Source organism: Streptomyces sp. NPDC043427 (assembly GCF_056436655.1).
Map to the genome: position 1 here is coordinate 55,731 of NZ_JBWKCC010000012.1, position 26,521 is coordinate 82,251.

The following is a 26,521-nucleotide window of genomic DNA, read 5'->3' on the forward strand; positions in this document are numbered from 1 at the left end:
CGGATCCTCCGGATTTGATGAGAGACCCCGTAGTCGGTGCCACGGGACGCTTGGGGTACGGCAGTTCAGCGGGAACCCTTCGGGTCCAGCGCGTCACGCACGCCGTCGCCGAAGAGGTTGAAGGCAAGGACGGTGATGAAGATCGCCACACCGGGGACCACCATGTACATGGGGTCCGAGTCGTAGTAGTCGATGGCGCTCGAGAGCATCTGGCCCCAGGAGGCCGTGGGCGGCTTGACGCCCACGCCCAGGAAGCTGAGGGCCGCCTCGGTGAGGATGTTGGTGGGGATCATCATCGTCGTGTACACGATGATGGGCGCGACGAGGTTGGGCAGCAGTTCCTTGAACAGGATGTACAGCCGCCCGGCGCCCAGCGATCGGGCGGCCTCGACGTACTCGCGCTCACGCAGCGAGAGCGTCTGGCCGCGCACCACGCGTCCGATGTAGGGCCACCCGAAGAAGCCGATGACCAGGATCATCACGAAGATGCGCACGCCCGTGCCGGTCAGTCCCAGCATCTGGTTCGGCATGACGGAGACCAGCGCGATGATGAACAGCAGCTGCGGGAAGGCCAGCAGGCCGTCCATGACGCGGCTGATGAGGGAGTCGACCCAGCCGCCGAAGAAGCCGGCGAGGATGCCCAGGACGGTGCCGAGGATCACGGCGACCACCGCGGACAGGAAGCCGACGAGCAGTGAGATCCGGGCTCCGTAGAGGATGCGGGCGAAGATGTCGCGGCCGTTGACCGGCTCGACGCCCAGCAGGTGGTCGCCACTGATGCCGCCCAGCGACCCCGTGGGGGTGCCGAACAGCGGGTCGATCAGCTTCTCGTGATACTCATTCGGGTCCTGCCCGAGCAGACCGGTGATCACCGGTGCGAGCAGCGCTATCGCGATGAGCACGAGCACCACGACGCCGCCCGTCAGGGCGAGCTTGTCCCGCTTCAGGCGCTCCCAGGCGATCCGGCCCAGGGAGCGACCCTGTACGGCCTTCGCGCCGACGCCGCCAACTGCCGCTTCCTCGGCCGCGCTCGGGGCCGCTTCCGCGGTCGGCTCGTGCAATGGTGCCGTCATCTGGCAGGGACCCCTCTCAACCGGCGGTTGGCCGGCCCGCACTTGCCGCTGTGGCGGCATTGACTCAGTCCGTCGTACACAGGGGCGAACCACCCCTGGTGCGGGAGTCTTCAACGCTTTGGCGATCTGTTGCCAGACTTGAGGGTGAAAGGATGCGTAAACGTGATGCTGTCTGGGGGGTTCCGTTATCCGGACAGCAGGTAACGGCGGCCGGACGGGGATGAATTAGGACAGACGGGACCACAACGCGGCTTTCCGGCTTCATCTACGCGCGAAGATGAAGCTCCGCTCCCGTTTCGGCGATGCCGGAGCACCGCCGACGCTCAGTATCTTCCGGCCGCCGGCGGATACCCGTACCCGCCCGCCGGGGCCGGCGCGGGGGCCGCGTGGGCCTCGCGGTCGTAGAAGGGGCGCGCCTGGCCGCGCAGCCACATCACCACCGGGTCGTACTCGTCGGTCATGGCGACCGTCGACACCGGCAGCCCGTCCGGCACCGCCCCTATCGACTGCTGCATCATCGCCCGCACCGAGTCGACGGCGGTCGGCGAGGTCTCGTACACGTCGAGACCGATGGCGAGATACGGCGCTCCGAGCGCCGGTTGGACCCAGGCGCGGCGCAACGAGCGGACGGCCGGGGTGCGGTGGGCGTTCTGCGCGAGGAGTGCGTAGAACTGCGGGATCTCGATGCCGGGTTCGGACAGCCGCAGGGGTCCGGCCGGCTGGCGGTCCAGGCCGGTCGCGATCCGCCGCAGGTCGAGCCAGGGGATGCCGACGCCGCCGCCCGGGGCGTGCGGGTTCAGCCAGAGGCCGTAGTGGTCCGGGTAGAGCGTGCGGGCCACGTCCAGGCCGTCGACCACCTCGTACGACCGGTTCCAGCCGCTCGCGGAGAGTTCCTGGGCGGAGGTGACGCAGGGGGCGTAGCCGTGGCCGTCGACCTCCATGTTCCCGTACTGGGCGTCGGGGGAGCCGGCCTGGCCGTGCCACAGCAGCATCCAGACCTGGCCGGAGGAGGGGGTGGCGAGCGCGCGCAGGAGTGCCTCGTAGGCGTCGTAGCGCCCGGGCGTCACCTGGCGCAGCATGTGCTCGACCTGTCCGGTCGCGGCGGTGCCGCTCGCGCTCACCTTTACCGCCCTTCGTGAATTGAGTGGGCCTCGTTTATGCAACCAGCTTAGGCGCTCTGCCGGGTTGAGCCATTGAGGGCGCGGAGGGCTTGTTCTCCGTGCTTGGTGCGGGTCCGCTGTGGTTGATCGCGCCCACGCGGCGGAGCCGCACATCGATACGGCCCCGCGCCCCTCGGGCGCTGTCCCGGGCGGTGTTTCAGTAGTCCCGGATGTAGAAGGGGCGGACCTTCTCGCGCATCCACTCCGCCACCGGGTCGGCCTGGGCCACGTCCAGCAGGACCAGGTTGACCGGCCAGGGGGTCGGGGTCTGGCCCAGGGCTCGGCCGAGGGCGTCGAGGGGGAGGGCTCGGAGGTCGCCTTCGAGGTGGGAGAGTTCCACGCCTATGAACATGACCGGGTCGGCCGTTTCGATGGTGGCGAGGCAGCGGCGGGCGGTGAGGACGACGCCGGTGGCGGCGAACTCGGTGGAGGCGGCGGCGAGGAAGTCGACCGGGTCGTCCTGCCAGTCGGGCTCGAAGAGGCGGACGCGGCCGCCGCTCGTGGGGCCGTCCAGTGGGGTGCGGCCGGAGCGGCACAGCTCGGCGACGGCCGGCGGCGGCAGCGGGACGCCGACCAGGCCGTCCGGGTTGACCATGATGCCGACCTGCGGGGGCAGGCCCCGGGCGAACTCGACGGCCGGTGCGATCGTGAACGACATGTGGGAGCCGACGACCTGGCGGAACTGCTCCTCGGAGCTGAAGACGGGCACGTAGGCCTGGCCCTCGATCTCCAGGGTGGGCAGGTCCAGGGGGCCGCTGTGCGGGCCGCCGCCGTTGGGCAGCGGCACCCAGACGAAGCTACGCCCGAGGACCTCGACGATCCGGCCGCCGGCGCCCGGCACGCCGAGGGAGGCGGAGAGCACCTCCTCCAGTTCGTTGCCGGGCCAGCCGCCGTGCGAGTGGGGGTGTGCCTGTGCCGGGAAGTCCGCGGGAAAATCCGCCGGGAAGTCCATCTCTCTCAACCGTCTGCCGGGAACCACTGCTGTGGCGGAAAGGCTATCGGGTACCGGCCGACACGTTCCCCGCCGTGCTCAGCCCGTGACCCGACTCGGTCCGCGGGCCCGGCTCAGCCGGTGAAGCCGATGCGGCGCAGGGAGTCCGCCGCGGCCCGGTCGACCAGCACCGCCGAGCCGCAGCCCTGGGGCAGCTCGCCGCGCTCCACGGAGCGCAGCAGGTGGCCGGCGGCCGTGCGGTGGCGCAGGAACGCGTACCGGGAGACGCCCCGGCCGCGTTCGCGCTGGCCGGCCAGGGCTGTGTCCGGGGTGACGTCGAGGAGGAGCAGGTGCAGGGTGCCACCCCGGCGGCGGGCCTCGCGGGCCAGCCAGCGGCGCACCCAGGCCTGCGTACCGCAGTCGTGCACGACGACGCCGGCTCCGGAGCGCAGGGCGCGGCGCAGTCCGGCGTAATGGGCGAGACGGACGAGGGGGCGGTAGACGGCGTAGGGCAGCAGGCGGGGCATGCGGGCGTCCCAGCGGTCGCGGGTGTCCTGGGAGTCGATGCCGGCGTCCTTCACCGTGCGCCGCATCAGGGTGGACTTGCCGCTGCCGGGCAGACCGGTGACCACGACCAGGTCGCGGGGGCCGAAGAGCAGTGCGTGGGGGCTGCGACCCGCGCGCTCGCGCAGATCGCGGACGACGGGCTGCGGGCCGCACGCCCCCCGGGCGGGGGCGGTCGGCTGTGCGGGCAGCGCGACGGCCGAGCCGGTCGCGTACGCGGTGGTCCTGTTCACCGTGATGGTCCTCCCCTGGGGTGGCTCACGAATAACCCTCCCCGCCGAGTGTAAAGAGAAGGTAATACGCGGTACCTCGCCATATCGTTCGCTTCCTGCCACAAGCCGGTTACAGATGCGGTCTGCCGCGCGGGGGTACGGGCGTGCAATGATGAGGCCGCCAACTGCATACCGGCCGTTTGAATCCGCGCGGGAGAGTTCCCAGCAGCAGTTGTCGCTGGGGCGCCGAAGGAGCAAGTCCCTCCCTTGAATCTCTCAGGCACCGTTACCGCGCGGGCGAGGCACATCTGAAAAGCGGGCCGCCCTCGCGGTGGTCCCACCCAAGGTGCAAGTCATGCCCCATGCGGTCATGGCGAACCTCTCAGGTTCCGATGACAGATGGGGAGGATCTTTCCTCGCCTGTCATGCCTTGGGAGACGACCGACCGATGAGCAGTACCGAACCCCGTCGTACCGCGCTGGATGCCGTGCATCGCGCGCTCGGCGCGACGATGACCGACTTCGCCGGCTGGGACATGCCCCTGCGCTACGGCTCCGAGCGCGACGAGCACCTCGCCGTGCGCACGAAGGCCGGGCTCTTCGACCTCTCGCACATGGGCGAGATCACCGTCACCGGCCCGCAGGCCGCCGACCTCCTCGACTACGCCCTGGTGGGCAACATCGGGAGCGTCAAGGTCGGCCGGGCCCGCTACACCATGATCTGCCGGCCCGACGGCGGCATCCTCGACGACCTGATCGTCTACCGGCTCGCCGAGACCGCGTACATGGTGGTCGCCAACGCCTCCAACGCCCAGGTGGTGCTGGACGCGCTCGTCGAGCGGTCCGGCTCCTTCGACGCCGAGGTGCGCGACGACCGGGACGCCTACGCGCTGATCGCCGTGCAGGGGCCGCAGTCCCCCGGGATTCTGAAGTCCCTCACCGACGCCGACCTCGACGGGCTGAAGTACTACGCGGGCCTGCCCGGCACGGTCGCCGGTGTCCCGGCCCTGATCGCGCGCACCGGCTACACCGGCGAGGACGGCTTCGAGCTGTTCGTGAAGCCGGAGCACGCCGTGGAGCTGTGGCAGGCGCTGACCAAGGCGGGCGAGGGCGCCGGTCTCGTGCCCTGCGGTCTGTCCTGCCGGGACACGCTGCGCCTGGAAGCGGGCATGCCGCTGTACGGGCACGAGCTGAGCACCTCCCTGACGCCCTTCGACGCGGGGCTCGGCCGGGTGGTGAAGTTCGAGAAGGAGGGCGACTTCGTGGGCCGCGAGGCGCTGTCCGCGGCGGCCTCCCGGGCTCAGGAGAACCCGCCGCGCGTCCTCGTCGGCCTGGTCGCCGAGGGCCGTCGCGTCCCGCGCGCCGGGTACACCGTCGTCGCGGGCGGCGAGGTGATCGGCGAGGTCACCTCCGGCGCCCCCTCCCCCACGCTGGGCAGGCCCATCGCCATGGCGTACGTCGACGCGGCGCACGCGGAACCGGGCGCGAAGGGCGTCGGCGTCGACATCCGGGGCACTCACGAGCCGTACGAGGTCGTGGCACTGCCCTTCTACAAGCGCCAGAAGTAGACACTGGTCGAGGTGCTGCGCCTCCAGGGCGTGACCCCGCGCACATTTCGCTGCTCACCAGCGGTTTCAGCAGTCACTCATTCACCAGCACTCCCCCGCGTACAGGAGAATTCAGGCCATGAGCAACCCCCAGCAGCTGCGCTACAGCAAGGAGCACGAGTGGCTGTCGGCCGCCGAGGACGGCGTCTCGACGGTCGGCATCACGGAGTTCGCGGCGAACGCGCTCGGTGACGTCGTCTACGCCCAGCTCCCGGACGTCGGCTCAACGGTCGCCGCGGGCGAGACCTGTGGCGAACTGGAGTCCACCAAGTCGGTCAGCGACCTGTACTCCCCCGTCTCCGGCGAGGTCACCGAGATCAACGAGGACGTGGTGAACGACCCGTCGCTGGTGAACTCGGCCCCCTTCGAGGGGGGCTGGCTGTTCAAGGTGCGGGTCACGGAGGAGCCCTCCGACCTGCTCACCGCCGACGAGTACGCCGCCCACTCCGCCGGCTGAGGAGCCGTAGTCGACATGTCTGTTCTGAACACGCCCCTGCACGAGCTCGACCCGGACGTGGCCGCCGCGGTCGACGCCGAGCTGAACCGCCAGCAGTCCACGCTCGAGATGATCGCCTCGGAGAACTTCGCTCCGCTCGCGGTCATGGAGGCGCAGGGCTCGGTCCTGACCAACAAGTACGCCGAGGGGTACCCGGGCCGCCGTTACTACGGCGGCTGTGAGCACGTCGACGTCGCCGAGCAGATCGCGATCGACCGGGTCAAGGAGCTGTTCGGCGCCGAGTACGCCAACGTGCAGCCGCACTCGGGCGCCTCAGCCAACCAGGCCGCCCTGTTCGCGCTGGCCCAGCCCGGCGACACGATCCTGGGCCTGGACCTGGCGCACGGCGGGCACCTGACCCACGGGATGCGGCTGAACTTCTCCGGCAAGCAGTTCAACGTGGTCGCCTACCACGTGGACGACGCCGGCCTGGTCGACATGGCCGAGGTCGAGCGGCTCGCCAAGGAGCACCGCCCGAAGGTGATCATCGCGGGCTGGTCGGCGTATCCGCGGCAGCTGGACTTCGCGGAGTTCCGCCGGATCGCCGACGAGGTCGAGGCGTACCTGTGGGTCGACATGGCGCACTTCGCCGGTCTGGTCGCGGCGGGGCTGCACCCGAACCCGGTCGAGTACGCGGACGTGGTGACCTCCACGACCCACAAGACGCTGGGCGGCCCGCGCGGCGGCATCATCCTGGCGAAGAAGGACTTCGCGAAGAAGCTGAACTCGTCCGTCTTCCCGGGCTTCCAGGGCGGTCCCCTGGAGCACGTGATCGCGGCGAAGGCGGTCTCCTTCAAGGTCGCCGCCTCGGAGGACTTCAAGGAGCGGCAGCGTCGTACGGTCGAGGGCGCGCGGATCCTCGCCGAGCGGCTGACGTCCGCCGACGCCCGGGAGGCCGGGGTCAACGTGCTCTCCGGCGGCACGGACGTGCACCTGATCCTGGTCGACCTGCGTGAGTCCGAGCTGGACGGGCAGCAGGCCGAGGACCGTCTCCACGAGGTCGGCATCACCGTCAACCGCAACGCGGTCCCGAACGACCCGCGTCCGCCGATGGTGACGTCGGGTCTGCGCATCGGTACGCCCGCCCTGGCGACGCGCGGCTTCTCGGCGGAGGACTTCGCCGAGGTCGCGGACGTCATCGCGGAGGCACTCAAGCCGTCGTACGACGTGGAGGGCCTGAAGAACCGGGTCAAGGCACTGGCGGACAAGCACCCGCTGTACCCCGGCCTGAACAAGTAAGTCCCCGGTGGGGCACTCGGCAAGGGTGCCTGGTGCCCCACCACCCCCGTATTGAGGAGTCACCCGTGGCCATCTCGGTCTTCGACCTGTTCTCGATCGGCATCGGCCCGTCCAGCTCCCACACGGTCGGCCCGATGCGCGCGGCGCGCATGTTCGCCCGCCGGCTGCGCAACGAGGGCCTGCTGGACTCCGTCGCCTCCGCACGCGCGGAGTTGTACGGCTCGCTGGGCGCCACCGGCCACGGCCACGGCACCCCGAAGGCGGTGCTGCTCGGCCTGGAGGGCGACTCGCCGCGCACGGTGGACGTGGAGACGGCGGACGAGCGGGTGGAGGAGATCAAGGCCTCCGGGCGCCTTCGCCTCCTCGGCGAACGCGAGATCCCGTTCTCCTTCGACGACGACATGGTCCTGCACCGCCGCAAGGCGCTGCCGTACCACGCGAACGGCATGACGCTGTGGGCGTACGACGCGTCGGGCGGCGAGCTGCTGTCCAAGACCTACTACTCGGTGGGCGGCGGGTTCGTCGTCGACGAGGACGCGGTCGGCGCGGACCGCATCAAGCTGGACGACACGGTCCTGAAGTACCCCTTCCGTACGGGCGACGAGCTGCTGCGCCTGACGAAGGAGACCGGTCTGTCGATCTCCTCGCTGATGCTGGAGAACGAGCGTGCCTGGCGCACCGAGGAGGAGATCCGCGCGGGTCTGCTGGAGATCTGGCGGGTGATGCGGGAGTGCGTCTCGCGCGGCATGTCCCGCGAGGGCATCCTGCCGGGCGGGCTGCGGGTACGCCGCCGGGCGGCCATGACGGCACGTCAACTCCGCGCGGAGGGTGATCCGTTGGCGCACTCCATGGAGTGGATCACGCTCTACGCGATGGCCGTGAACGAGGAGAACGCGGCCGGCGGCCGGGTGGTGACCGCCCCGACGAACGGCGCGGCCGGCATCATCCCGGCGGTCCTGCACTACTACATCAACTTCATCCCCGGTGCCGACGAGGACGGCGTCGTACGGTTCCTGCTGGCGGCCGGTGCCATCGGCATGCTGTTCAAGGAGAACGCCTCCATCTCCGGCGCCGAGGTCGGCTGCCAGGGCGAGGTCGGCTCGGCCTGCTCGATGGCGGCGGGCGCGCTGGCGGAGGTCCTCGGCGGATCCCCGGAACAGGTCGAGAACGCCGCCGAGATCGGCATGGAGCACAACCTCGGCCTCACCTGCGACCCCGTGGGCGGCCTCGTCCAGATCCCCTGCATCGAGCGCAACGGCATGGCCGCGGTGAAGGCGGTCACAGCCGCCCGCATGGCGATGCGCGGCGACGGCTCCCACAAGGTGTCCCTCGACAAGGTCATCAAGACCATGAAGGACACGGGCGCGGACATGTCCGTCAAGTACAAGGAGACGGCGCGGGGCGGGCTGGCGGTGAACATCATCGAGTGCTGAGCAGGGCAGACATCGTGTCACCGGGTCCGGTAGTGCCGCAGCGGCACCGGGTCCCACTCGACGACGTCCAGGACATCATCGGCGTACCCCTTGGCCTCAGGCGTCTGGGCGCCGAGAAACGCCCGGTAGACGAGCCAGAGCCCGTCGCGGACGGTCTCCACGCAGCGCCTGGAGAGTGTCCGCGACCGAGTCGCCGTCCACCTCGCCCGCGACGAACCCCAGAAGCAGCCTCAGGATCTCTCCTCCTGCAGCACGGCCATGCCGTCGGCCAGATACGTCATGACCACCGCGCAGACCGCGGGCGCCGGGGGGGCAGCAGAATGGACTGACGATCCTCGGCACTCCGTTTCCCTTCGTCGCGATCGCAGGAGCCCCTCACGCGCATCGTTCACTGTTGCGTGGGCCTGCATGGCGTAGCGAACAACCTCGTGCAGTACCGCTCTGCTGCCGGTTCCGCAGACCGTCGCCGTACTGCACGTTGCGCCCTCTGGCGCAGATAGCCCGGATGCCTCGCCAGATGATCTCTGACAAGGCATCCGCGTCAGGCGGTTCTCGCTTTAGCGAACGTAGGGAAGGTCCAATCCCGTCTCACCCAGAGCCGACTCATACGTCGACAGCATCGCCGAGACCGTCGACTGGATTTCCGCGAGTGAGCAACCTGCCTCTTCCAGATCTCCCGAACTCAGGTTTTCAGCCAGCTCCTCGACAACCTCCTGGAGGACCTTCAGCGAGTCTCCCTGCACGGCCAGGGCCGGATACCGGCGGCCCGCCAGACGGACCACCGCGTAGTTTCCCGAAACAGCCAGGACCGTGGCCGAGGTTTCCTGTTCGGTCATTGTTACCCCTGCGGATAGAAAGTGATGTAGGGCCTCGTAATGTCCAGCGGACCGGTGAAGATGTCCTGCTGGCGCCCGACGCCCACCGTAATGTCGGCCTTCGGCAGCGAGCTGGACACGGAGTGCTTGGTGCGACTGTTGATACCCGTGATCACGTAGTCCCAGTCGGACAAGGCGTGCACTCCATCCGGGTTCGACGCCGATTTCGAACCCAGTGTCCGGCTGCCGACAACCGATATCGGCTTACCGATACGGTTCGCGGCGTTCTGGATTCGAGCCCTTTCCGATCCCGTCAGATTCGCCAGGTCCGCGCCCGCTCCGACGGAGGGACCGCAGGGAGTCGAATTGTGCACGAGAACCGGGGTCGAGTCCGCCAGCACATAGTACGTGTGCAGGTCGGCGATGGTGAGGTTGTGCACCGTGGCCTGCTGGGTCCACCGCTGGACCGCGGTGATCCGTACATCGGTCCCCGTGGAGGTGCTGAGCTGTTCGCCGACGGCCAGGTCCGTGGCGTCGACCCATGCGCCGAGTTCCGGGACCCAGAACGGGTGTCCGTCAGTCGCGGTGATCGACGTGGTCGTCTTCTTGCCGTCGACCTCGATGGACAGGGTGATCCTGACCAGGTTCTTCAGGCCCTTGCCGGTGATCTCGGCGGTGACCGTCTTGACCGTGGTGCGGCCGGTCTTGGGGTCCGTGGCGAGAACCTTGTCGCCGGTCCTCACATCTTCGATGGGCTTGGTGGTGCCGTCGGCCATGAGGACTTCGGTACCGGGGACGAAGCTGTTGCAGGTTTTCAATTCGCTGCTACTGGCCCCGCCGAGGTATGCCAGCAGAGCGGTCGCGACGACGTCACGGATGACATTGCCGCGAGCGACGGCCGCCGCCTTCTCGTTGCACTCCTCGGCGTTGTAGACGCAGTAGGTGGCCGCGATCTCCTTGGCCTTGTCGACGTCCTTGCCGCCGTGCAGCACGTACAGGTAGGCCTGACGGCATCCCTCGCGCCCGAAGCAGGCGGAGCCCTCCGTGGACGACTCGTAGACCGGGTTGTACCAGAAGTCGTCCGTGAACTCCCCGTTCATCCGGGGGGACCAGTACTGGTCGGCCAGCTTGTCGATGTCCTTCGTAACCGGGGTATTGACTGACACCCAGTGCTTCTTCGCAGCCTGGGAGCGCCGGTGGACTTGGCCGGGTGTGTTGGTGGGAGTGCTGCCCGAGCCAGCGTAGTCGTGCATCGCCGCCTCGGCGCCGGCTTTGTCGCCTGGGGTGTGGTTGAGGCAGGAGGGGCAGTTGCGGGTTGGGCAGTCGGGGCCTGCGCACAGCCCGGAGGGGTCGCTGTAAGTGGTGGGGTTGTTTTTGGCGTAGGTGTAGCCGTGCATCTGCTGCGGGTCGCCGGCCGTGAAGACCGGGTCGACAGACAGGAAGCGGCCCGTCGCCGGGTCGTACTCGCGCGCACCGAGGTGGGTCAGGCCCGTAGCTGTGTCGGTGGTGCCGCCGACGAAGCCCTTGGTGCCGCCCCAGGTCTTCGGCTGGGTGCCGCGCAGCCCGCCGAAGGGCAGGGTGCGGCGCTGGGTCAGCGCCTGGCTCGTGGCGTTGACAGACAGCTGGGCAGTGCCGTGGTGGTCGGCCAGGGTGAAGGAGATGGTTCCGTCATTGGCCTGGACGGCCTGGTGGCCGCCGCCGAGGTCGAAGTAACGGGTGCCCTTGGCCGCGCTCGCGCCCTTGGCCAGCGTGATCTCCGTGGCCCCCAGGTAGAGCGTGGTCTCGGTCGGGGTGCGGCCGATCAGGCGGTTGCCGTCCGCGTCATACAGGTACTCCGTGACGTTGTCGCTGCCGCCCTCCACCGGCTGAGTGACCTTGGCCAGATGGCCCTCAGCGTCCCAGTCCAGGGTCTGGGAGGTGCCGTCGCCCAGCAGCCGGGTGTGGGTGTAACCCGCGACGTCATAGCCGAAGCTGTCGGTGGACTTGACCGTGCCGGTGGTGGTGTCCACCGAGCCCACCGTGTGCGGCCGGACCGCGCCCGGATTCGGATGGTGGTAGCTCCGCTTGGTGTCCGAGGCGCCGGTCGTGGTGGCGTGCCGGGTCTCACTGGTCCGGTTGCCGACCTTGTCGTAGGTGTAGGAGGACCAGTAGGGGGCCGGGCCGCCCGGCACGGCGGTGCTGGGTGTGGTGGCACAGCCGGTGGTCGACTGGGCCCAGGCCTCGGTCAGCCGGCCGAGGTAGTCGTAGCTGAAGCACTGGTTGTCGGTACCGGCGCGGGAGGTGTCGGAGACGGACAGGACGTTGCCCGCCTCGTCATAGGAGTAGGTGTTGAACTGGTCGACGCCGCTGATGTCCTGGCGGTCCACCCGTGAGGTGGCCAGCCGCTGGGTACCCCACTGGTAGGTGTTGGTCTCGAGCACTGCCTTGCCGCTGTTGGCGGCCATGGAGTACTGCAGCGGCTTGCCGGTGAGGCTGTAGGAGGAGCTCCCGATCAGGTTCTGCGGGCCGCTGAGCCCGATGGGCCGCAGCGTGCCGTCCTCGTAGGTGTAGGCCACGGTGTTGGCGGCCAGGTCACCAGCCTTGGGGTAACCGACGCCCTGCACCGTGCCCGAGGCGTTGTAGCTGGTCGTCGACACGTAGGTGCCGGCAAGCGCGCCTTCGGAGGAGGGGATCGTCACCTGGGTGCGCAGTGGCCGGTACAGCCGGTCGTAGGAGACGACGCTCGACTTGTACTCCTGAGTGCTCCCCTCCCGGCCCGGTGGGAACGGCCCAGCGCGATCATGGACTTCCAGGATCTGTTCCCCTTGAAGGGAATCTCGAAGATCCGGGCAAAAAGCCACGCACTGGACACCGAAACCGGCAGCGCGACGATCAGCGTGAACCCGAAGGTGGGCAGACCGGACGACACGAAATGCGGGGCCACTCGGCGAATCACCGCCACGACGATCGGCAGATGGATCAGGTAGAGGCTGTAGGAGAAACCACCGAGCCCTCGAATGGGCCGCGCGGTCAGGAGACGCACCAGAACGGCGGGACGGCCGGTGGCAACCGCGGCAATCAGCATCGTCATGGCGGGAGCGACGGCGAGATCCACCCAGAAGTAGTGACGCACCGTCCAGACAGACCGCTGGACGACGCCGAGAGCCAGAACAGGCACTGCGGCTAGAACGGCGAACCATCCCCAAGGCAGCGCTGCACTCTGTCCGACGCAACGACGACTCCCGCACCCACCATCCCGGCCACGAACACGGGAGCGAGATGCGGAGCCAGCCTGTTGTCACCCTCCACAGGAGACGCGTCAACCGCCATCAGTCCACGAGCGATCACCGGAAGAGCCACGCACACGACCAGGACCACTGCGCTCCACCGCCGCCGCACAAAGCAGAAGAGGGGAAGAGGAGATACAGTTCGGCTTCCACCCCGATCGACCAGAACGCGCCGTTTGGCGTCGGAGCGGTCAACACGTTGAACTCCCGGCCTTCACCGCGGCCTACGGCGCCAAGCCCGCGGCGGGCAAGTGGGCCCACCTCGTCGGTGTCCACGACGCAGGAGCCGGACGGCTGCTCCTGTACGTCAACGGCCGCCTGTCCGCCACCAAGGCCTACACCGGAACCGACTGGAACGCCGCCGGCCCTGTCCAGTTCGGCCGCCGCCTCTTCCAGGGCACGTACGGCGAATACGCCGACGGCCGCCTCAGCGACGTCCGCCTGTACTCGACGGCCCTCCCCCCGGCGGACGCGACCGCGATCGGCGGCAGCCCGGCCCTCACCCAGCTCGGCTGACCTCCGGAAAGCTCGGAAGCACTGAAAGCTCGGAAGCACTAGAAACGAAGGCAGCCAGAACGCCTCAGCCGGCTTCGCAGGCCCCGAATCCGGGGCCTGCCGGGACGTGAATGCTGAGCCAGTTGGTCCCGAGTCCCGACCAGCGAGGTGATGGGCTGCTCGGCTCAGAAGCCCTCGCCGAGGACCCGCTCGACCAGCTGGAGCTGGGGCTCGGTCAGTCCCGGGTCGGTGAACTCGACCGGGGGCTGGTCGTCCACGGTCAGCGTGTAGTGGTAGGCGTCGGGCACGCCCGTCCCGGCCGGGGGCCGGTTGTCCGGCTCGGCGAGGGCCTGATGCGCGAGCCGTTCCAGCACCGCCCCGTCGGGCCGGCCGGAGGTGTCCACGTCGGCCCGGCGGGGCATGCCGAGCAGGCCCCCGCTCCTGATCAGCCGGATGCGCATGGTGGGGGGGCTCACAGGACGCCGACGGCCCGCCACGCGTTTTCCACCGCGGCCAGCTCGCTCGCCGAGTTGTAGAGCCGCTTCGCGGTGTTCGTCGTGGCCTCCGCGAATTCCTTGAAGGTGCAGTTCTGGGAGAGCTGCCCGGAGGTCATCGTCTCGTACCAGATGCGTCCCGCCTTCTCCCAGGCGAAGCCGCCGATGGCGATCGCGGCCAGGTAGAAGGCATGGTTGGGGATGCCCGAGTTGTAGTGCACACCGCCGTTGTCGAGGCTGGTGTGGACGTAGTGGGTCATGTGCTTCGGCTGTGGGTCCTTGCCGTCCATCTTCGGGTCGTCGAACGCCGAACCCGGGTCCCTCATGGACCGCAGGGCCTGGCCGCGCACCGCCGGGGTGAACAGGCCCGCCCCGATCAGCCAGTCGGCCTGATCGGCGGTCTGGTGCCGGTCGTACTGCTTCACGAGCGAGCCGAAGACATCCGAGACCGACTCGTTGAGAGCGCCGGACTCGTTCTGGTAGACGAGGCCGGCGGTGTACTGCGTGACCCCGTGCGAGAGTTCGTGGGCGATGATGTCGTGGGAGAGGGTGAAGTCGTTGAAAACGAGACCGTCACCATCTCCGAAAATCATTTGGCTGCTGTCCCAGAGGGCGTTGTTGAACCGGCGACGATAGTGGACCGTCGCGTCCAGGGGCAGGTTGGCGTCGTCGATGGAGTGACGCCCGTAGACGTTCCGGAAGAACGTGAAGGTGAGACCGAGGCTGTCATAGGCGCGGTTGACAGTGCCGTCCAGGGTGGGCGGGTCGCCTTCTGCCCGGATCTGGTTGCCGGGCAACGCCATACTGTGGTTGGTGTCGTAGAGCGTCCGCGTCAGGACGAACTCCGTGGGCGCGGCGGGTGCCGCCAGGCTCGGCGTGTTGATCCGGTTCTGCCGGAAGTCGGCGCCGACGGCGAGCGTGTCCTGGGCGGCCTGGCGGACGTCGGGATGGTCCGCCTCGGACAGCTTTTCGAGGATGTACGGCGGGAGGATGCCGCAGACGGGGCGCATGGGTGTCCCTCCTTGGTAGAGGGCTGTTTCGAGGAGAGTCACGAGTCCCCTGCGCCGGGGACTCGGAGTGGGGGCCCGCGTGCTCACGCGGGCCGAACAAGTCCCGTGCTTCTTATTCTGCGCCAGTGGGCGGAGTTGCGCCACGGCGCCCGCGCGTGCGGGATCAGCCGTCCCGCTTGACCGCGAGGAAGCCGGCCGTCTGGCCGGCCGGGGCCAGGTCGGGACCGCTGCCGTGGTCCGCCGCGCGCAGCACGGTGCCGGCCAGGGTCTGCCGTTGGTTCACCCCCGCCGGCCAGTGCGGGAGGATGATGCCGTCGTACTCGTAGTGGAAGTCCGAGATGGACGTGTCCGGCTGTCCTTTGCCGGTCAGGGTGAAGTGCACGAGGGACCCGTTCGTGACCTTCCCGGTGATGTCCATCGCGAGGAAGTCGTCGGGTGCGTCGGAGAAGACCAGCGCCCCGCTGATCGCCCCGCCGGACTCCACCGACAACCTCAGCTCCAGCTGGGCGAACCGCAGCCGGTTGAAGTCGTCCACCGGCTCGGGACGGTTGAGGAAGCTTCGGTAGGTGTAGGTTCCGGCCAGGTCTGCTGTGTCCATTCCGGCCTCCGTGCCTCGTCAGGTGGTGGTGAGGGTGATGCTGCCGATGCGGGGACGCGACTCGGGCGGTGGCGTCGGGGCAGCCGCGCGGAAGGCTGCTTCCGCCTCGGCGCCGGGCGGCGGCGGGCCGAGCGGGGCCGGCGTCACGACGACGGGGGGAACGCCCTCGCCGTCCCACATGCCCAGCTGGCGCAGCTCGGTCAGGTGCTGGGTGATGTCGAACGTGAAGGTGAGCCCCTCACCACCGTGGTGGTGGGTGTTGGCTCCGACCGCGCCGAAGAAGTGGAGGTGGCCGATGAAGTACGGACCTTCCGGGTCGAGGTCCTCCTCGTGGTCCGGGCGGGCGCCGACGAAGACACGGTAGTTCGTCTGGGGCGGCGCGTCGGCGCGTACGTCGTCCACGGTGAGGATGGCGCGGGCCTCGGTGTCCGGCGAGGCCGCCTCCGGCAGAGCCCCGGCGCGGGCGTTGGGCTCTGGGGTCAGAGGGACGGTGAGGGTGTCCGGGCCCAGCTCGGTCGGACCCGTGGTCGACGCGACCTGCTCCGCCGGCGGATCGCCCCCGGCTGCCACCAGGGCTACCAGGCGCTCGGGCGGCTTCAGTCCGACTCCCTCCGCCACTGACTCGTAGACGTATCCGAGCGCCTCCTCGGACTGCAGTTCCTCGGAGGTGAAACCCACCTTGTCGCCCTGCGCGTTGCGGAAGGTGTGGGTGAATCCGAGCCAGTCCGGGTCCGTCGGGTTCGTGTGCCCGGAGTCGCTCGCGATCCAGGCGGCCCAGAGACGGTCGATGTTGGCGTGGTGAAGCCAGAAAATGGGGTCCCGGGGTGAGAAGAACTGGGACATCACCCCGCCCACGTAACCGTGGATGAGGTTGTGCGGCTGCATTTCCAGCAGACCGGACTGCCCGTTGCTGTGGAGCAGATGGCTGCCGGTGTACTCGCTGCCGAACTGGGGCACGCCGGTGAAGCGCGGTGCCTGCATGGCCTTGTGCGGGTTGACCTCGGTCCACCCGATGGGAGCTCCCAGGGCGGCACCCGGGCTGCGATCGGGCTCCGCCAGGTACAGCGGATTGTCGCCGTCGTCGTCGGGCCAGGTCGGGCTGCGGAACGCGCGCGGCAGGCGACGGCATTCCAGGGATTCCGGGCTGTCCGGGTCGCCGTTCGTCACCCGGGTGTAGTTCCAGTACGGCAGCGCCCAGTCGTCGGGTCCGTCCAGCTCGTTGCGAATGACGTCGCGCACGATCTCCTCGAAGCAGAGGATGTAGGCGCGGTGCCAGGGCAGGAAGAACCAGCCACCGTGCGGACAGTTGTTCCATTCCGGATTGGGGCCGGGGGTTTCCGCCTTCTCACCGTGGATGTTGGCCTGCCAGAGCCAGCTGGCCGGATTTGATTCCGGCCTGCTCTGCATCCTCCGTACCGCTCGGGCGTACCAGAGAAGCTGAGGGTCCCAGGGATCTGTCATTTTCGTCGTGTCACGACGCACTCGAGCCGCTTGGGCCATGGTTCTGCCCTTCCGGTGAGGTGATGGTGCTGCCGCGCGCCCCTCGGGGTGACGATGCGCGGCGCGAAGGCGCGGCGGTGGGTGACGGACATGCCGCGCGTACCCCGACTGGGGTAACCACATCCAGCATCGCATCGGGTGACGGACACGCAACTCAGTGGGCCGGGTCCCAGCGCAGGACCAGCACGGCGGCCGTGGTGACGACGGCAGCGGACCCGAGCGCCAGCAGCACGGGTGCCCCCGCCAGTTCTCCGGTCAGGTGTCGGCGCCGGGCCAGTGCCAGGGCCGTGGCCGCGTTCCGCAACAGCACGCCCGCGACCGCGCAGAGCAGCAGCACGTGCGTCCACCCCGGCAGGGGCCACCGCGGTGATCCAGCCGCCCACGAGCGGGCTCACGCAGACGGCGACCAGCCACGGCGTCAGGGCGCTTCGGCCGCGGGCGTCGAGGAGCGCCGTCAACGCGAGTCCCTCGCTGACGGAGTGGGTCAACGCCGCCACCACGGGAACCGAGGCCAGCAGGGCCACCGTCATGCCCTCGACCAGCCGGTGCAGCACGAGGGCGACGGCCGTCCCGGCACCCAGAAGCCGCCCTGTATCACCCCATCTGCGCAGGATGTGCCCGGTCGAGGCGAGGGCGAAGGCGGCGACGACGATCGGCACGATCCAGCCCGCCAGTCCCTCCTCCTCCGCCTCGTGCAGGGCGTGCGGCACCATGTCGGCACCGGCCACCGCCAGCAGCACTCCGGGCGCGGCGCCGAGCATCATCGTGGAGCGGTGCGACCACCGGCGCCCCAGCCAGGCGCCGACCAGCGTCCCCACCGCGATCAGGGTCAGCCCCAGATACTGGCCGAGGCTGAATTCCTCTCAGGCCAGCGCGAATCGATCCCCCTTCTCGGCGACCGCGGCAAACACCGTTGGCCCTTCATGAGCAGCGGGGAATGAGATCGGATGCTCATGACGCTTCCACAGCTCCCGCCCGGCCGCATGTGTCCGGGCCCGCTCCCTGGGCCGTCGGTGTGAAGGTGTCGCTCGTGATCAGTTCGCCGACCCACGCGACGGCGGGATCTCCCTCACCGAGTGCTGGGACAGCAGGCGGTCCGCGATCGTGCGGACCAGGTCGTCGTGCTGGTCGACCAGGTAGAAGTGGCCGCCGGGCAGCACGTCCAGGTGGAACCCTTCGGGGGCGACGGCGGACCAGTCGCACATCTCCGCTGCCGAGGTGGCCGGGTCCTGGTCTCCGATGTACGCGTACACGGGGCAGCCGACCGGGGCGGCGTCGCGGGGGCCGTAGGTGCCGACGATCGTGAAGTCGGCGCGGATCGCCGGCAGGACGATCTCCCGGAGATCCGGGTCGGTGAGCAGCGACTCATCGGTGCCGCCGAGCCGTCGGACCTCCTCGATCAGTGCTTCGTCGCCCTGGGTGTGCAGCTCGCGTGGGATCAGCCGGTGCGGGGGCTTGCGGCTCGACACATGGAGCGCCGCCGGGTCGACCCCCTGCCTGCGGTGCAGGCGCAGCGCCACCTCGTGGGCGAGTGACGCCCCCATGCTGTGCCCGAAGAGCGTCACCGGTACGTCGAGGAAGGGCAGGAGCGCCGCGGTCACCTGGTCGGCGAGCTCCTCCATGGTCTCGATGCAGGGGTCGGTCAGCCGATCGTGCCGGCCGGGGTAGCGTGCGACCAGTACCTCGGTGCGGCTGTCGAAGGCGCTGCCCCAGGAGTGGAAGAAGCTGGCCGAGCCGCCCGCGTGCGGCAGGACGAGCAGCCTGCGGCGCGGGCGTGCCGTCGCCGTGTACCGGCGGAACCACCTGTCGGTGCCGACGGCTGCTGAGGGTACGGTGCCGTGGGCGCCGACGCTCGTGCTCATCCTGTCATCCTCCGGGATGTCGTCCGTTGGGCGAGCGGGTGTCGGGCGATGGGCGCCACTCGAGGCAGGGCCATCGCCACATAGTCGTCCGTGGCCAGGGCCACCGACCGGTCGAGTCGGGCCGCGTTGAAGAAGATCTCGTCGTGGACGAGCATCTCCGGGTCGACCACCAGGTCGAGCTCGGGGTGGCGTGCGAAGGGCACCACCGAACCACTGACGCTGCCCGCCAGCCGCTCGGCCACGTCACGTGCCGCGAACGATGCCTCCGTTCCCGCGTACATGGCTCTGAGCTCGTCGAGGTCGACCTTGCGGTCGCCGGGCACGACAGCGAGGACGTACCGCCGGGAGCGGCGGCCGGTGGCGACGCGTACCACCAGGCACTTGGCCGCCTGCGCGAGGGCGTGGTCGCGCAGGATGCTCGCAGGCTCCGTGCGGCCCTCCGGGGCGTGGTCGATGAGGCGGAAGCGCGCCCGCCTGCGCTCCAGTTGGCCCATCAGCCATTCATAGGTGTTCATCCCGTCCGCTCCAGGCTCCAGCCACGGGTGGCGTCGACCGCGGCGGACGCGTCGTCGAGAACCGTCTGGGCCACCCGCCCGCCCAGTCCGACCGCGACCAGGGCCGCCTCCTCCGCTCCGGCGCCCCGGGCGATCCGCAGGGACTCGACGGGGGTCCCTGCCTGCCCGAGGACCTCACTGACCGCGCCGATCACTCCGGGTCCGTCGGGGGCGAGGAAGAAGGCCAGGTCACCGTCGAGCGCGACATCGACCTCGTAGCCGCAGATCTCCACGAGTCGTGCGCCGGAGCGGAGCCCGGACAGGGTGCCGGTCACCGAGACCGGTTCACCGGACGGCAGTGTCCCGTCGACCCGCACCACACTGCGGTGGACGGGGCTGTCGGGGCCGGAGTGCACTTCGATGCCCAGGCCGCGCTCCTGGGCGATCAGCGGGGCGTTGACGTAGCTGACGCCGCCGTCGACGACCTGTCCCAACACGCCCTTGAGGGTGGCCAGTTCGAGGGCCACGACGTCATGGCGCGCGATCTCTCCGGACACGGTCACCCGCAACTGCCCGGACAGTCCCCCGGCGGTCGCCGTGAACAGCCGGCCGAGGCGCTCGGCCAGGGGCAGCCACGGGTCGAGCTCGGCGTCGACCTCGCCCATCCGCACGTTGACCGCCTCCGGTACGAACCGCCCGGACAGCGCCTCGCGGACCGACCCGGCGACCGATACGCCGGCCCGCTCCTGTGCCTCGGCGGTGCTCGCGCCCAGATGGGGGGTGACGACCACGTTGTCGAGCTCGAACAGCGGGGAGCCGGTGCAGGGTTCGGTGGCGAACACGTCGATGGCCGCGCCCGCGACCCGGCCCTCCTTCAGCGCCGCGTACAGCTCCGCCTCGTCGACGATCCCGCCCCGGGACGCGTTGACGATCCGTACGCCGGGCTTGACCCGGTGCAGCGCGTCGAAGCCGATCAGGCCGGCGGTCTCCGGAGTCCTCGGCAGATGGACGGTCAGGAAGTCGGCCTCGTCGAGGAGGGTGTCGAGCGCGACCGCCCGTACCCCCGTCCGCTCGGCGTATCCGGCCTGGACGTACGGGTCGTACGCGAGCAGTTTCATCCCGAAGGCCGCCATGCGGCGGGCCACCAGGGAGCCGATCCGGCCCAGCCCGATGATGCCGAGTGTCTTGTCGGCCAGTTCGACGCCGGTGAACCGGCTGCGCTGCCAGTGGCCGGCTTTGAGCGCCGCGTCGGCCTGCGGGACGTTCCTGGCCACCGCGAGCAGCAGCCCGACGGTGTGCTCGGCCGCGCTGACGATGTTGGAGGTGGGGGCGTTGACCACCATGACACCGGCCCGGGAGGCGGCGGTCACGTCCACGTTGTCCAGGCCGACCCCGGCCCGGCCGATCACCTTGAGCCGGGGGGCCGCCTCGATGGCTTCCGCGTCCATGCGGGTGGCGCTGCGTACGAGTACCGCGTCGGCCCCGGGCAGCGCGCCGAGGAGCGCGGCGCGGTCGGCGCCCGCACAGTGCCGGACCTCGAAGTCCGGTCCCAGGGCGTCGACGGTGGCGGGAGAGAGTTCCTCGGCGATCAGTACGACTGGCTTGTCCACGACGCGATTCCTTGTCTCGTGAGGGCTGCGTGAGGGGCTGGAGGTCGGGCGTGGCCGGCTCAGCCGACGCTCGTGACCAGTTGGGGCAGTTCGGCCGAGGCCTCCGGGACCGCCGTGTCCCAGGTGTGCGGGGCGCCGAAGTGCCGCTCCACCCACTCGGGGTCGTACACCGTGTCGAGATAGCGGTCGCCCTGGTCCGGGGAGAGCGCGACCGCTGTGAGCCGTTCTCCCCGGGGGCGTCCGGCCAGCCAGCGCAGCGCGCCGCTGACGACGGTGCCGGTGGAGCCGCCGAACAGGAAGCCCCGCTGGGCCAGGGCGTGGCAGCTCTCCAGGGTGTCCCTCTCGGGCACCATCACGACCTCGTCGACGAGCCCCTCGTCGAGCAGCTGGGGTCGTACGCCCGCGCCCAGGCCGGGGATGTGCCGGGTGCGGGCGGGGCCGCCGAAGGTCACGGAGCCCACGCTGTCCACGGCCACGATCCGCACGGGCCGCCGCTGCTCCTTGAAGTAGCGGGCGCAGCCCATCAGGCTGCCGGTGGTTCCCGCGCCGACGAAGAGCACGTCCAGCTCGGGGAACTGGGCGGCGACGGCGGGGCCGGTGGAGCGGTAGTGGGCCAGCCAGTTGTGCGGGTTCACGTACTGGTTGAGCCAGACGTAGTTGGGGTCGAAGTCGACCAGCCGCTGCACGTAGTCGATCCGGGCGCCCAGCAGACCGCGCTCCTTGTCGGGACGCGAGATGACCAGGACCCGGGCCCCGAAGGACTCCATGAGCCGACGGCTCGCCGGATTGCAGCGCGAGTCGGTGACGCAGACGAAGCCGTATCCCCGGTGGGCGGCGATCATGCTGAGCGCCACACCGAGATTGCCGGACGAGGACTCCACGAGCACATCGCCCGGGGTCAGGTTGCCGTCACGCTCGGCGGCGAGCACCATTTCCAGGGCCGCCTTGAGTTTGACGGAGCCCGCGAGGTTGATCCCCTCGTACTTGAGGAAGAGGGGGACGTCGAAGACAGGCTCCAGATCCACGAAGACGTCGTCGACGTTGATCTCGTACGGGGCGGATATGACCGTCACTTCATCACCTTCGTTCGGGTGCCGCCTCGGCGCTGTCGCGGCCGTAGCGGTCGAGCTCGTGGAAGAAGCCGTCGACGACGCCGAGTCGGCCCGTGTCGCGCAGTTGGTCGTGGACGTAGCGGCCGAGGGCGATGTCCAGGACTCCGAGGCCGAAGGGAGAGAAGACGACGGGGCGGTCCTCGGGGAGTTCGACCCGGCCCTCGAGCACGTCGAAGAGGGTGCCGTCGATGAAGTCGCGGCTGCCGGTGAGCTGCTCGGTGAGATGGGGTGAGGTGTCCGCCTTGAGGCAGTGCTCGACGTCGTCGAGGATGTTGGCGGACGCGAGCAGGATCTCCGGCGCGAGGTCCCGCAGGGACACGTTGAGGACCAGCGGATTGTGGGCGAACCAGGCCGGATCGTGGACATGCGGGCTGCCCGCGACGGTGGCGAGGACCACCAGGTCGCTCTCCCGGATCAGCTCCTCGGAGCTGTCGTGCACCACGACGGTGCGGTCGCCGGGACGGCCTCCGAGATACTCGGCGAACGCCGTGGCGTGCTCCTGGGACAGGTCGTGCACACCGACCGCGTCGAAGGTCCAGCCGGTGGCCTCCAGGTAGTGGTGGATGTAGCGGGCGATGAGGCCGGTGCCGATGAAGCCGATGCGGCGGGGGCGCTCGCCCCTGCTGAGGCGGTCGGCGGCAAGGGCGGCCGACGCGGCGGTCCTGGAGGCGCTGATGATGGAACTCTCGAGGCAGGCGAACGGATAGCCCGTCTCGTGGTCGTTGAGGATGAGGACCGCGGAGGCTCGCGGAATGCCGGCCGCGACGTTCTCGGGGAAGCTGGAGATCCACTTCAGGCCGTCGGTGGGGTGGGCGCCGCCGACCGAGGCGGGCAGCGCGATGATCCTGGAACTCGGGCGGTCGGGGAAGCGCAGGAAGTACGACGGCGGGTTGACCGAGTCGCCCCGGCCGTGCGTCCGGTAGATGTCTTCGACCAGGTTCACGACCTGCTTCTCGCTGCCGGTGAGAACCTGTGCCACCTGCGCGCCGGTGATGACGGCGAAGGGCGGCACGAGCGGCTGGCGGGACATGGTTGCTCCGTCCATGGGCTTGGGGGGAGGGACTGGTCAGGGGTGGGTGGGAACGGTGACCGGGTCGCCGAGGACGACCGCGATCCGCCGGTCTCCCTCGTAGGGCTCCCGGCTGTGTGCCATCCGGAGGTTGTCCACGATCAGCAGGTCGCCGGACCGCCACGGCTCGCGCAGGGTGTGCTTCTCGTACACCGCGTTGATCGTGAGCACCGTTTCCTCGTCGAGGGCGGCGCCGCTGCCATAGCGGCTGTTGAAGGGCAGCCCGGTCTCGCCGAACTCGAACTTCAGGTACTCCCGGACGACGGGGTCCAGGGTCCATTCGTTGAGGAAGGCGATCTGGTTGAACCAGCCGCGCCGGCCGGTGACCGGGTGGGTGAGTACGGCGGCGGCGCGCTGCCGGGTGCGCAGATCGCCGTTGGGCTCCCAGCGGCACTGGATGGCGCGGGCCGCGCAGTAGGCCTCGATGGCCGCGCGGTCGGTGGTGCCGAAGGCGTCGGCGAGGCCGACGCCCACGGTGTTGGTGTAGTTGCGGTCGACGAGCCAGCCCTCGGACTCGAAGCGAGCGACCAGGTCGGCGGGGAGGGCCCGCAGCACCTCGGAGGAGTCGGAGACACCGGTGATCCCGCCCGACGCGGGTGCGGTGAGGCACGCGAAGAGCAGCGTGCCGGGCACCTCGCGGGCGTAACTCAGCTCGTGGTGCATGCACATGGGCTGGTCGACGGGCCACTCCGAGGAGGAGTGGACGCCGTCCGCGAGCCGCCTGCGCGGCGCGAAGCCCTCGCGTTCGGTCATCACCTGGTGCAGGAGCTCGCGGCCGACCCGGGCGACGGTGTCCGCGTCCCGCAGGCCGAGGCCTCGTACGAGCAGCGCGCCGTGCTCCGCGACGGTGGCCCGCACACGGCCGACGTGCTCCGCGGCCCATGCAGCCGGGTCGTCGGGGGCGGGGCCGTCGAGGGTGAGCACGGCGGGCCGGCCCTCGGTCCTGATCACCTCGAACGGGGTGGCGTCCCACGCGGTGCGGGGCGCCGTGACAGGGGCCTCGGCGGGCGCCGCGGACGCGGTGGTGTTGCCCGGGTCCCCGGGAGCGGTGCCGCCCTCGGCGTGGCCCCGCGGATCGTCGAGGAACGCGGCGAGTGCGTCGAGCCTCGGGCGCAGCACCACGTCGCGCAGGGTGAAGGCACGTTCCATCCGTACGACGAGCCGCACCGCGGAGAGGGACGTGCCGCCCAGGTCGAAGAAGTCGGCGGTGCGGCCGACCCGTTCGAGCGGCAGTTTCAGGACGGCGGCCCAGGCCTCGGCGAGCCGCCGCTCGGTGTCGGTGCGGGGAGCCTCGTGCTCCTCGGTGCCCTCCTGCTCGGCGAGTTCGGCGGCGAGCGCGCGCAGGGCACGCTTGTCCGTCTTGCCGTTGGGGGTGAGGGGCAGCGTGTCGAGGCGTTCGATCCGGTCCGGAACCATGTACGCGGGCAGGGCCTGCCTCAGGCGATCGCGCAGGACGTCGGTCGGTTCGGGCGAGCCGGTCTGGAAGGCGACCAGATGGCGTCCCCGGTCGGGGGACTCGACGACGACCACGGCGCCGTCGCGGACCCCGGGCAGCCGCAGCAACTGGTTCTCGATCTCACCGATCTCGATCCGGAAGCCGCGGATCTTGATCTGGGCGTCGCGACGGCCCAGGAACTCCAGGGAGCCGCCGGGCAGCCGGCGTCCGAAGTCACCCGAGCGGTAGAGCCGTTGTCCCGGCCGGTGCGGGTCGTCGACGAAGGCCTGTGCGGTGCGCTCGGGGTCGTTGACGTATCCGCGTCCCACGCAGACGCCGGAGAAGACGATCTCGCCGGGAGCACCGAGCGGCACCGGCCTCAGGTGCTCGTCGACGACGTAAACGGAGACATTGGCGACCGCGCGCCCCAGCGGGACCGAGTCCCACACCGGGACCGCGGTCATGACCTCGTGGTTGGTGTCGTCCGAGGTCTCCGTCAGGCCGTAGGCGTTCATCAGGGCGATGTGCGGGAAGCGCGCGAACCAGCGGACGGTGAGCTCCTTCTTGAGCGCCTCACCGGTGACCGAGACACAGCGCAGGGCCGGCAGCTCCCGGGGGCTCTCCTCCAGGCGGCTGAGCACCACCTCCAGGTAGGAGGGGACGGCCTGGAGCACGGAGACCTCGCCGCGCTCGACGGTGTCGAGGTAGCGGTCGACGTCGAGGATCGCCTCCTGTTCGACGATCAGCGTGCGCCCGCCCACGATCAGGGCCGCGACCAGCTGCCACAGGGAGATGTCGAAGGACTGCGGCGCGGTCTGGGCGACCACCTGGCCCTCGCCGATCCCCTGGTCGTCGATCTTGGCGTACAGGTGGTTGAGGAACCCGGCGTGCTCGCACATCGCGCCCTTGGGCTCACCGGTGGAGCCGGAGGTGAAGTACAGGTAGGCGAGCTGGTCGGGGGCGACGGGCACACGCGGATCGTTACCGGGGTGCCCTTCGGCGTACGCGGCACCGACCTTGAGGAGCTCCACACCGGAGGGCGCGGCCCGCTCCAGATGGCCGGGGCCGCCGTCCTCGGTGAGCACCAGGCGGCAGCCGCTGCGGACCAGGGTGCGGGCCATGCGGTCCGCGGGGGCGTGCGGCTCGATGGGCAGGTAGGCGGCGCCGGCCTTGAGGATGCCGATGACCGAGGCGAGCCAGTCCGGGTTGCGCTCGGTGACGACGGCCACCACGGCCTCGGCTCCCAGGGTCCGGGCGAGGAGCGCGTGGGCGATCCGGTTGGCCCGGGTGTTGAGTTCCTCGTACGTCCAGGTGCGAGCGCCGTGCACGACGGCGATGTCCGCGGGCCGTCGGGCGGCCTGCTCCTCGAACAGCTCGTGGAAGCGCCGGTCCGGCAACGGCCGGTGCGGTCCGCACAGTCCGGTGATCTGGTGGTGGTACTCGGCGGCGGACAGCAGGCTCTTGCCGCGGGCCGGCGCGTCCGGCTCCCCGGTCAGCTGTTCGAGAGCCGCCAGGTAGTACCCGGCGATCCGGTCGGCCGCGTCGGCGTCCAGCACGTCGGTGCGGTGACCGATCAGCAGGGCGGGTCCCTTCGGACCGTACCGCAGCGTGGTGGTGAGGACGGTCTCCGGGTGTGGCTCGGCGAGGTCGCCCGCGGTGTGTGCGAGGTCCAGTACGGTCTCGTGGGCGACCTCGGCGGGTGCGGTGGTGGCCCGTCCGGCGGCGGCCAACAGGTCGCGCCAGGTCTCGTCGTCGAGTGCGAGTGCCACGGGCCGGGCCCCGGCGCTGCCGGGTGCGAGGTAGCCGCTCACCACCGCGCGTTCACCGCTGAGCGCGGTGAGGACGGCGGTGTGGGCGGCGAGCAGCACCGCCTCCCAGCCCGTGCCCGAGCGCCGGGCCAGCAGCCGGGCCCGGGCGGCGAGGCGGAGCGGAAGCGGGCGGATCAGCTCCGCCCGTCCGATGCGTGGTGACTGCCCTGCGGGAGGCGGGGGTACCCAGCGCGGGACGGTCCGCTGGGGTGTTCCGTTGGTCGTCATCGCTGTCTCCT

General features: G+C 70.0%; 24 protein-coding genes and 2 riboswitches. Of the genes, 5 read left to right on the top strand and 19 right to left on the bottom strand.

Annotation, left to right across the window (positions count from 1 at the left end):
• Window positions 1-65 precede the first annotated feature (65 nt).
• The 4 genes from AC067M_RS20720 to AC067M_RS20735 all read right to left on the bottom strand — a co-directional run bounded on the left by AC067M_RS20720 (window position 66) and on the right by AC067M_RS20735 (window position 3,967).
• Window positions 66-1,073, bottom strand: a complete 1,008-nt coding sequence (locus tag AC067M_RS20720) for an ABC transporter permease (RefSeq protein WP_478698464.1) — start codon at window positions 1,071-1,073, stop codon at window positions 66-68.
• Window positions 1,074-1,396: 323 nt separating this feature from the next.
• Entirely contained in the window at window positions 1,397-2,194 is a 798-nt protein-coding gene (locus AC067M_RS20725; RefSeq protein ID WP_478698465.1) for an enhanced serine sensitivity protein SseB C-terminal domain-containing protein, read from the bottom strand.
• A gap of 196 nt (window positions 2,195-2,390) precedes the next feature.
• Window positions 2,391-3,185 carry an enhanced serine sensitivity protein SseB gene (locus AC067M_RS20730; RefSeq protein ID WP_478698466.1) on the bottom strand — a complete coding sequence of 265 codons (795 nt, stop codon included), beginning with the start codon at window positions 3,183-3,185 and terminating at the stop codon, window positions 2,391-2,393.
• 113 nt (window positions 3,186-3,298) lie between these two features.
• Window positions 3,299-3,967, bottom strand: coding sequence for an AAA family ATPase (locus AC067M_RS20735; protein ID WP_478698580.1), 669 nt, complete (start codon window positions 3,965-3,967; stop codon window positions 3,299-3,301).
• 174 nt (window positions 3,968-4,141) lie between these two features.
• A riboswitch (glycine riboswitch) is annotated at window positions 4,142-4,242 on the top strand.
• Window positions 4,243-4,349, top strand: a riboswitch (glycine riboswitch).
• 39 nt (window positions 4,350-4,388) lie between these two features.
• Between AC067M_RS20735 and gcvT the strand changes: the two genes are divergently transcribed.
• From gcvT to AC067M_RS20755, 4 genes are all read left to right on the top strand, one after another.
• Window positions 4,389-5,507, top strand: coding sequence for a glycine cleavage system aminomethyltransferase GcvT (gene gcvT, locus AC067M_RS20740; protein WP_478698467.1), 1,119 nt, complete (start codon window positions 4,389-4,391; stop codon window positions 5,505-5,507).
• Between the two features lie 118 nt (window positions 5,508-5,625).
• Window positions 5,626-6,003 carry a glycine cleavage system protein GcvH gene (gene gcvH, locus AC067M_RS20745; RefSeq protein WP_478698468.1) on the top strand — a complete coding sequence of 126 codons (378 nt, stop codon included), beginning with the start codon at window positions 5,626-5,628 and terminating at the stop codon, window positions 6,001-6,003.
• A 15-nt stretch (window positions 6,004-6,018) separates the two neighbouring features.
• Window positions 6,019-7,281: a serine hydroxymethyltransferase gene (glyA, locus tag AC067M_RS20750; RefSeq protein ID WP_478698469.1), complete on the top strand. Its 1,263-nt coding sequence runs from the start codon at window positions 6,019-6,021 to the stop codon at window positions 7,279-7,281.
• A gap of 65 nt (window positions 7,282-7,346) precedes the next feature.
• A complete protein-coding gene (locus tag AC067M_RS20755) occupies window positions 7,347-8,714 on the top strand; it encodes an L-serine ammonia-lyase (RefSeq protein ID WP_478698470.1) in 1,368 nt (455 codons plus the stop codon).
• Between the two features lie 17 nt (window positions 8,715-8,731).
• Here AC067M_RS20755 and AC067M_RS20760 read toward each other — a convergent pair whose 3' ends face one another.
• From AC067M_RS20760 to AC067M_RS20775, 4 genes are all read right to left on the bottom strand, one after another.
• Complete coding sequence (locus AC067M_RS20760) at window positions 8,732-8,875, bottom strand: hypothetical protein (RefSeq protein ID WP_478698471.1); 144 nt, start codon at window positions 8,873-8,875, stop codon at window positions 8,732-8,734.
• 396 nt (window positions 8,876-9,271) lie between these two features.
• Entirely contained in the window at window positions 9,272-9,550 is a 279-nt protein-coding gene (locus AC067M_RS20765; protein ID WP_478698472.1) for a DUF6959 family protein, read from the bottom strand.
• 2 nt (window positions 9,551-9,552) lie between these two features.
• On the bottom strand, window positions 9,553-12,207 hold the full coding sequence (locus AC067M_RS20770; RefSeq protein ID WP_478698473.1) for a polymorphic toxin-type HINT domain-containing protein: 2,655 nt from the start codon (window positions 12,205-12,207) through the stop codon (window positions 9,553-9,555).
• Window positions 12,204-12,623: an acyltransferase family protein gene (locus AC067M_RS20775; protein WP_478698474.1), complete on the bottom strand. Its 420-nt coding sequence runs from the start codon at window positions 12,621-12,623 to the stop codon at window positions 12,204-12,206. Before AC067M_RS20775 ends, AC067M_RS20770 begins: the two co-directional genes overlap by 4 nt.
• A gap of 307 nt (window positions 12,624-12,930) precedes the next feature.
• On the opposite strand from AC067M_RS20775, the gene AC067M_RS20780 reads away from it, so the two are divergent.
• Window positions 12,931-13,311, top strand: a complete 381-nt coding sequence (locus tag AC067M_RS20780) for a LamG domain-containing protein (RefSeq protein ID WP_478698581.1) — start codon at window positions 12,931-12,933, stop codon at window positions 13,309-13,311.
• Window positions 13,312-13,475: 164 nt separating this feature from the next.
• On the opposite strand, the gene AC067M_RS20785 is transcribed toward AC067M_RS20780, so the two are convergent.
• The 11 genes from AC067M_RS20785 to AC067M_RS20835 form a co-directional block, all read right to left on the bottom strand.
• Window positions 13,476-13,751: a protealysin inhibitor emfourin gene (locus AC067M_RS20785; protein WP_478698475.1), complete on the bottom strand. Its 276-nt coding sequence runs from the start codon at window positions 13,749-13,751 to the stop codon at window positions 13,476-13,478.
• Window positions 13,752-13,762: 11 nt separating this feature from the next.
• Window positions 13,763-14,794: a M4 family metallopeptidase gene (locus tag AC067M_RS20790; protein ID WP_478698476.1), complete on the bottom strand. Its 1,032-nt coding sequence runs from the start codon at window positions 14,792-14,794 to the stop codon at window positions 13,763-13,765.
• A 163-nt stretch (window positions 14,795-14,957) separates the two neighbouring features.
• Window positions 14,958-15,392: a hypothetical protein gene (locus AC067M_RS20795; RefSeq protein WP_478698477.1), complete on the bottom strand. Its 435-nt coding sequence runs from the start codon at window positions 15,390-15,392 to the stop codon at window positions 14,958-14,960.
• An 18-nt stretch (window positions 15,393-15,410) separates the two neighbouring features.
• Window positions 15,411-16,799, bottom strand: a complete 1,389-nt coding sequence (locus AC067M_RS20800; RefSeq protein WP_478698478.1) for a tyrosinase family protein — start codon at window positions 16,797-16,799, stop codon at window positions 15,411-15,413.
• 247 nt (window positions 16,800-17,046) lie between these two features.
• On the bottom strand, window positions 17,047-17,229 hold the full coding sequence (locus AC067M_RS20805; RefSeq protein ID WP_478698479.1) for a hypothetical protein: 183 nt from the start codon (window positions 17,227-17,229) through the stop codon (window positions 17,047-17,049).
• Between the two features lie 697 nt (window positions 17,230-17,926).
• Entirely contained in the window at window positions 17,927-18,754 is an 828-nt protein-coding gene (locus AC067M_RS20810; protein WP_478698480.1) for a thioesterase II family protein, read from the bottom strand.
• The gene (locus AC067M_RS20815) at window positions 18,751-19,269 is read right to left on the bottom strand and encodes a YbaK/EbsC family protein (protein WP_478698481.1); all 519 of its coding nucleotides are present in this window, start codon (window positions 19,267-19,269) and stop codon (window positions 18,751-18,753) included. Before AC067M_RS20815 ends, AC067M_RS20810 begins: the two co-directional genes overlap by 4 nt.
• Window positions 19,266-20,858 (bottom strand): phosphoglycerate dehydrogenase, encoded by a 1,593-nt coding sequence (serA, locus tag AC067M_RS20820; protein WP_478698482.1) that lies wholly within the window; start codon window positions 20,856-20,858, stop codon window positions 19,266-19,268. Before serA ends, AC067M_RS20815 begins: the two co-directional genes overlap by 4 nt.
• 59 nt (window positions 20,859-20,917) lie before the next feature.
• Entirely contained in the window at window positions 20,918-21,931 is a 1,014-nt protein-coding gene (gene sbnA, locus AC067M_RS20825; RefSeq protein ID WP_478698483.1) for a 2,3-diaminopropionate biosynthesis protein SbnA, read from the bottom strand.
• Between the two features lie 4 nt (window positions 21,932-21,935).
• Window positions 21,936-23,000 carry a 2,3-diaminopropionate biosynthesis protein SbnB gene (gene sbnB, locus AC067M_RS20830; RefSeq protein WP_478698484.1) on the bottom strand — a complete coding sequence of 355 codons (1,065 nt, stop codon included), beginning with the start codon at window positions 22,998-23,000 and terminating at the stop codon, window positions 21,936-21,938.
• Between the two features lie 36 nt (window positions 23,001-23,036).
• Window positions 23,037-26,510, bottom strand: a complete 3,474-nt coding sequence (locus AC067M_RS20835; protein WP_478698485.1) for an amino acid adenylation domain-containing protein — start codon at window positions 26,508-26,510, stop codon at window positions 23,037-23,039.
• Window positions 26,511-26,521: the final 11 nt, after the last annotated feature.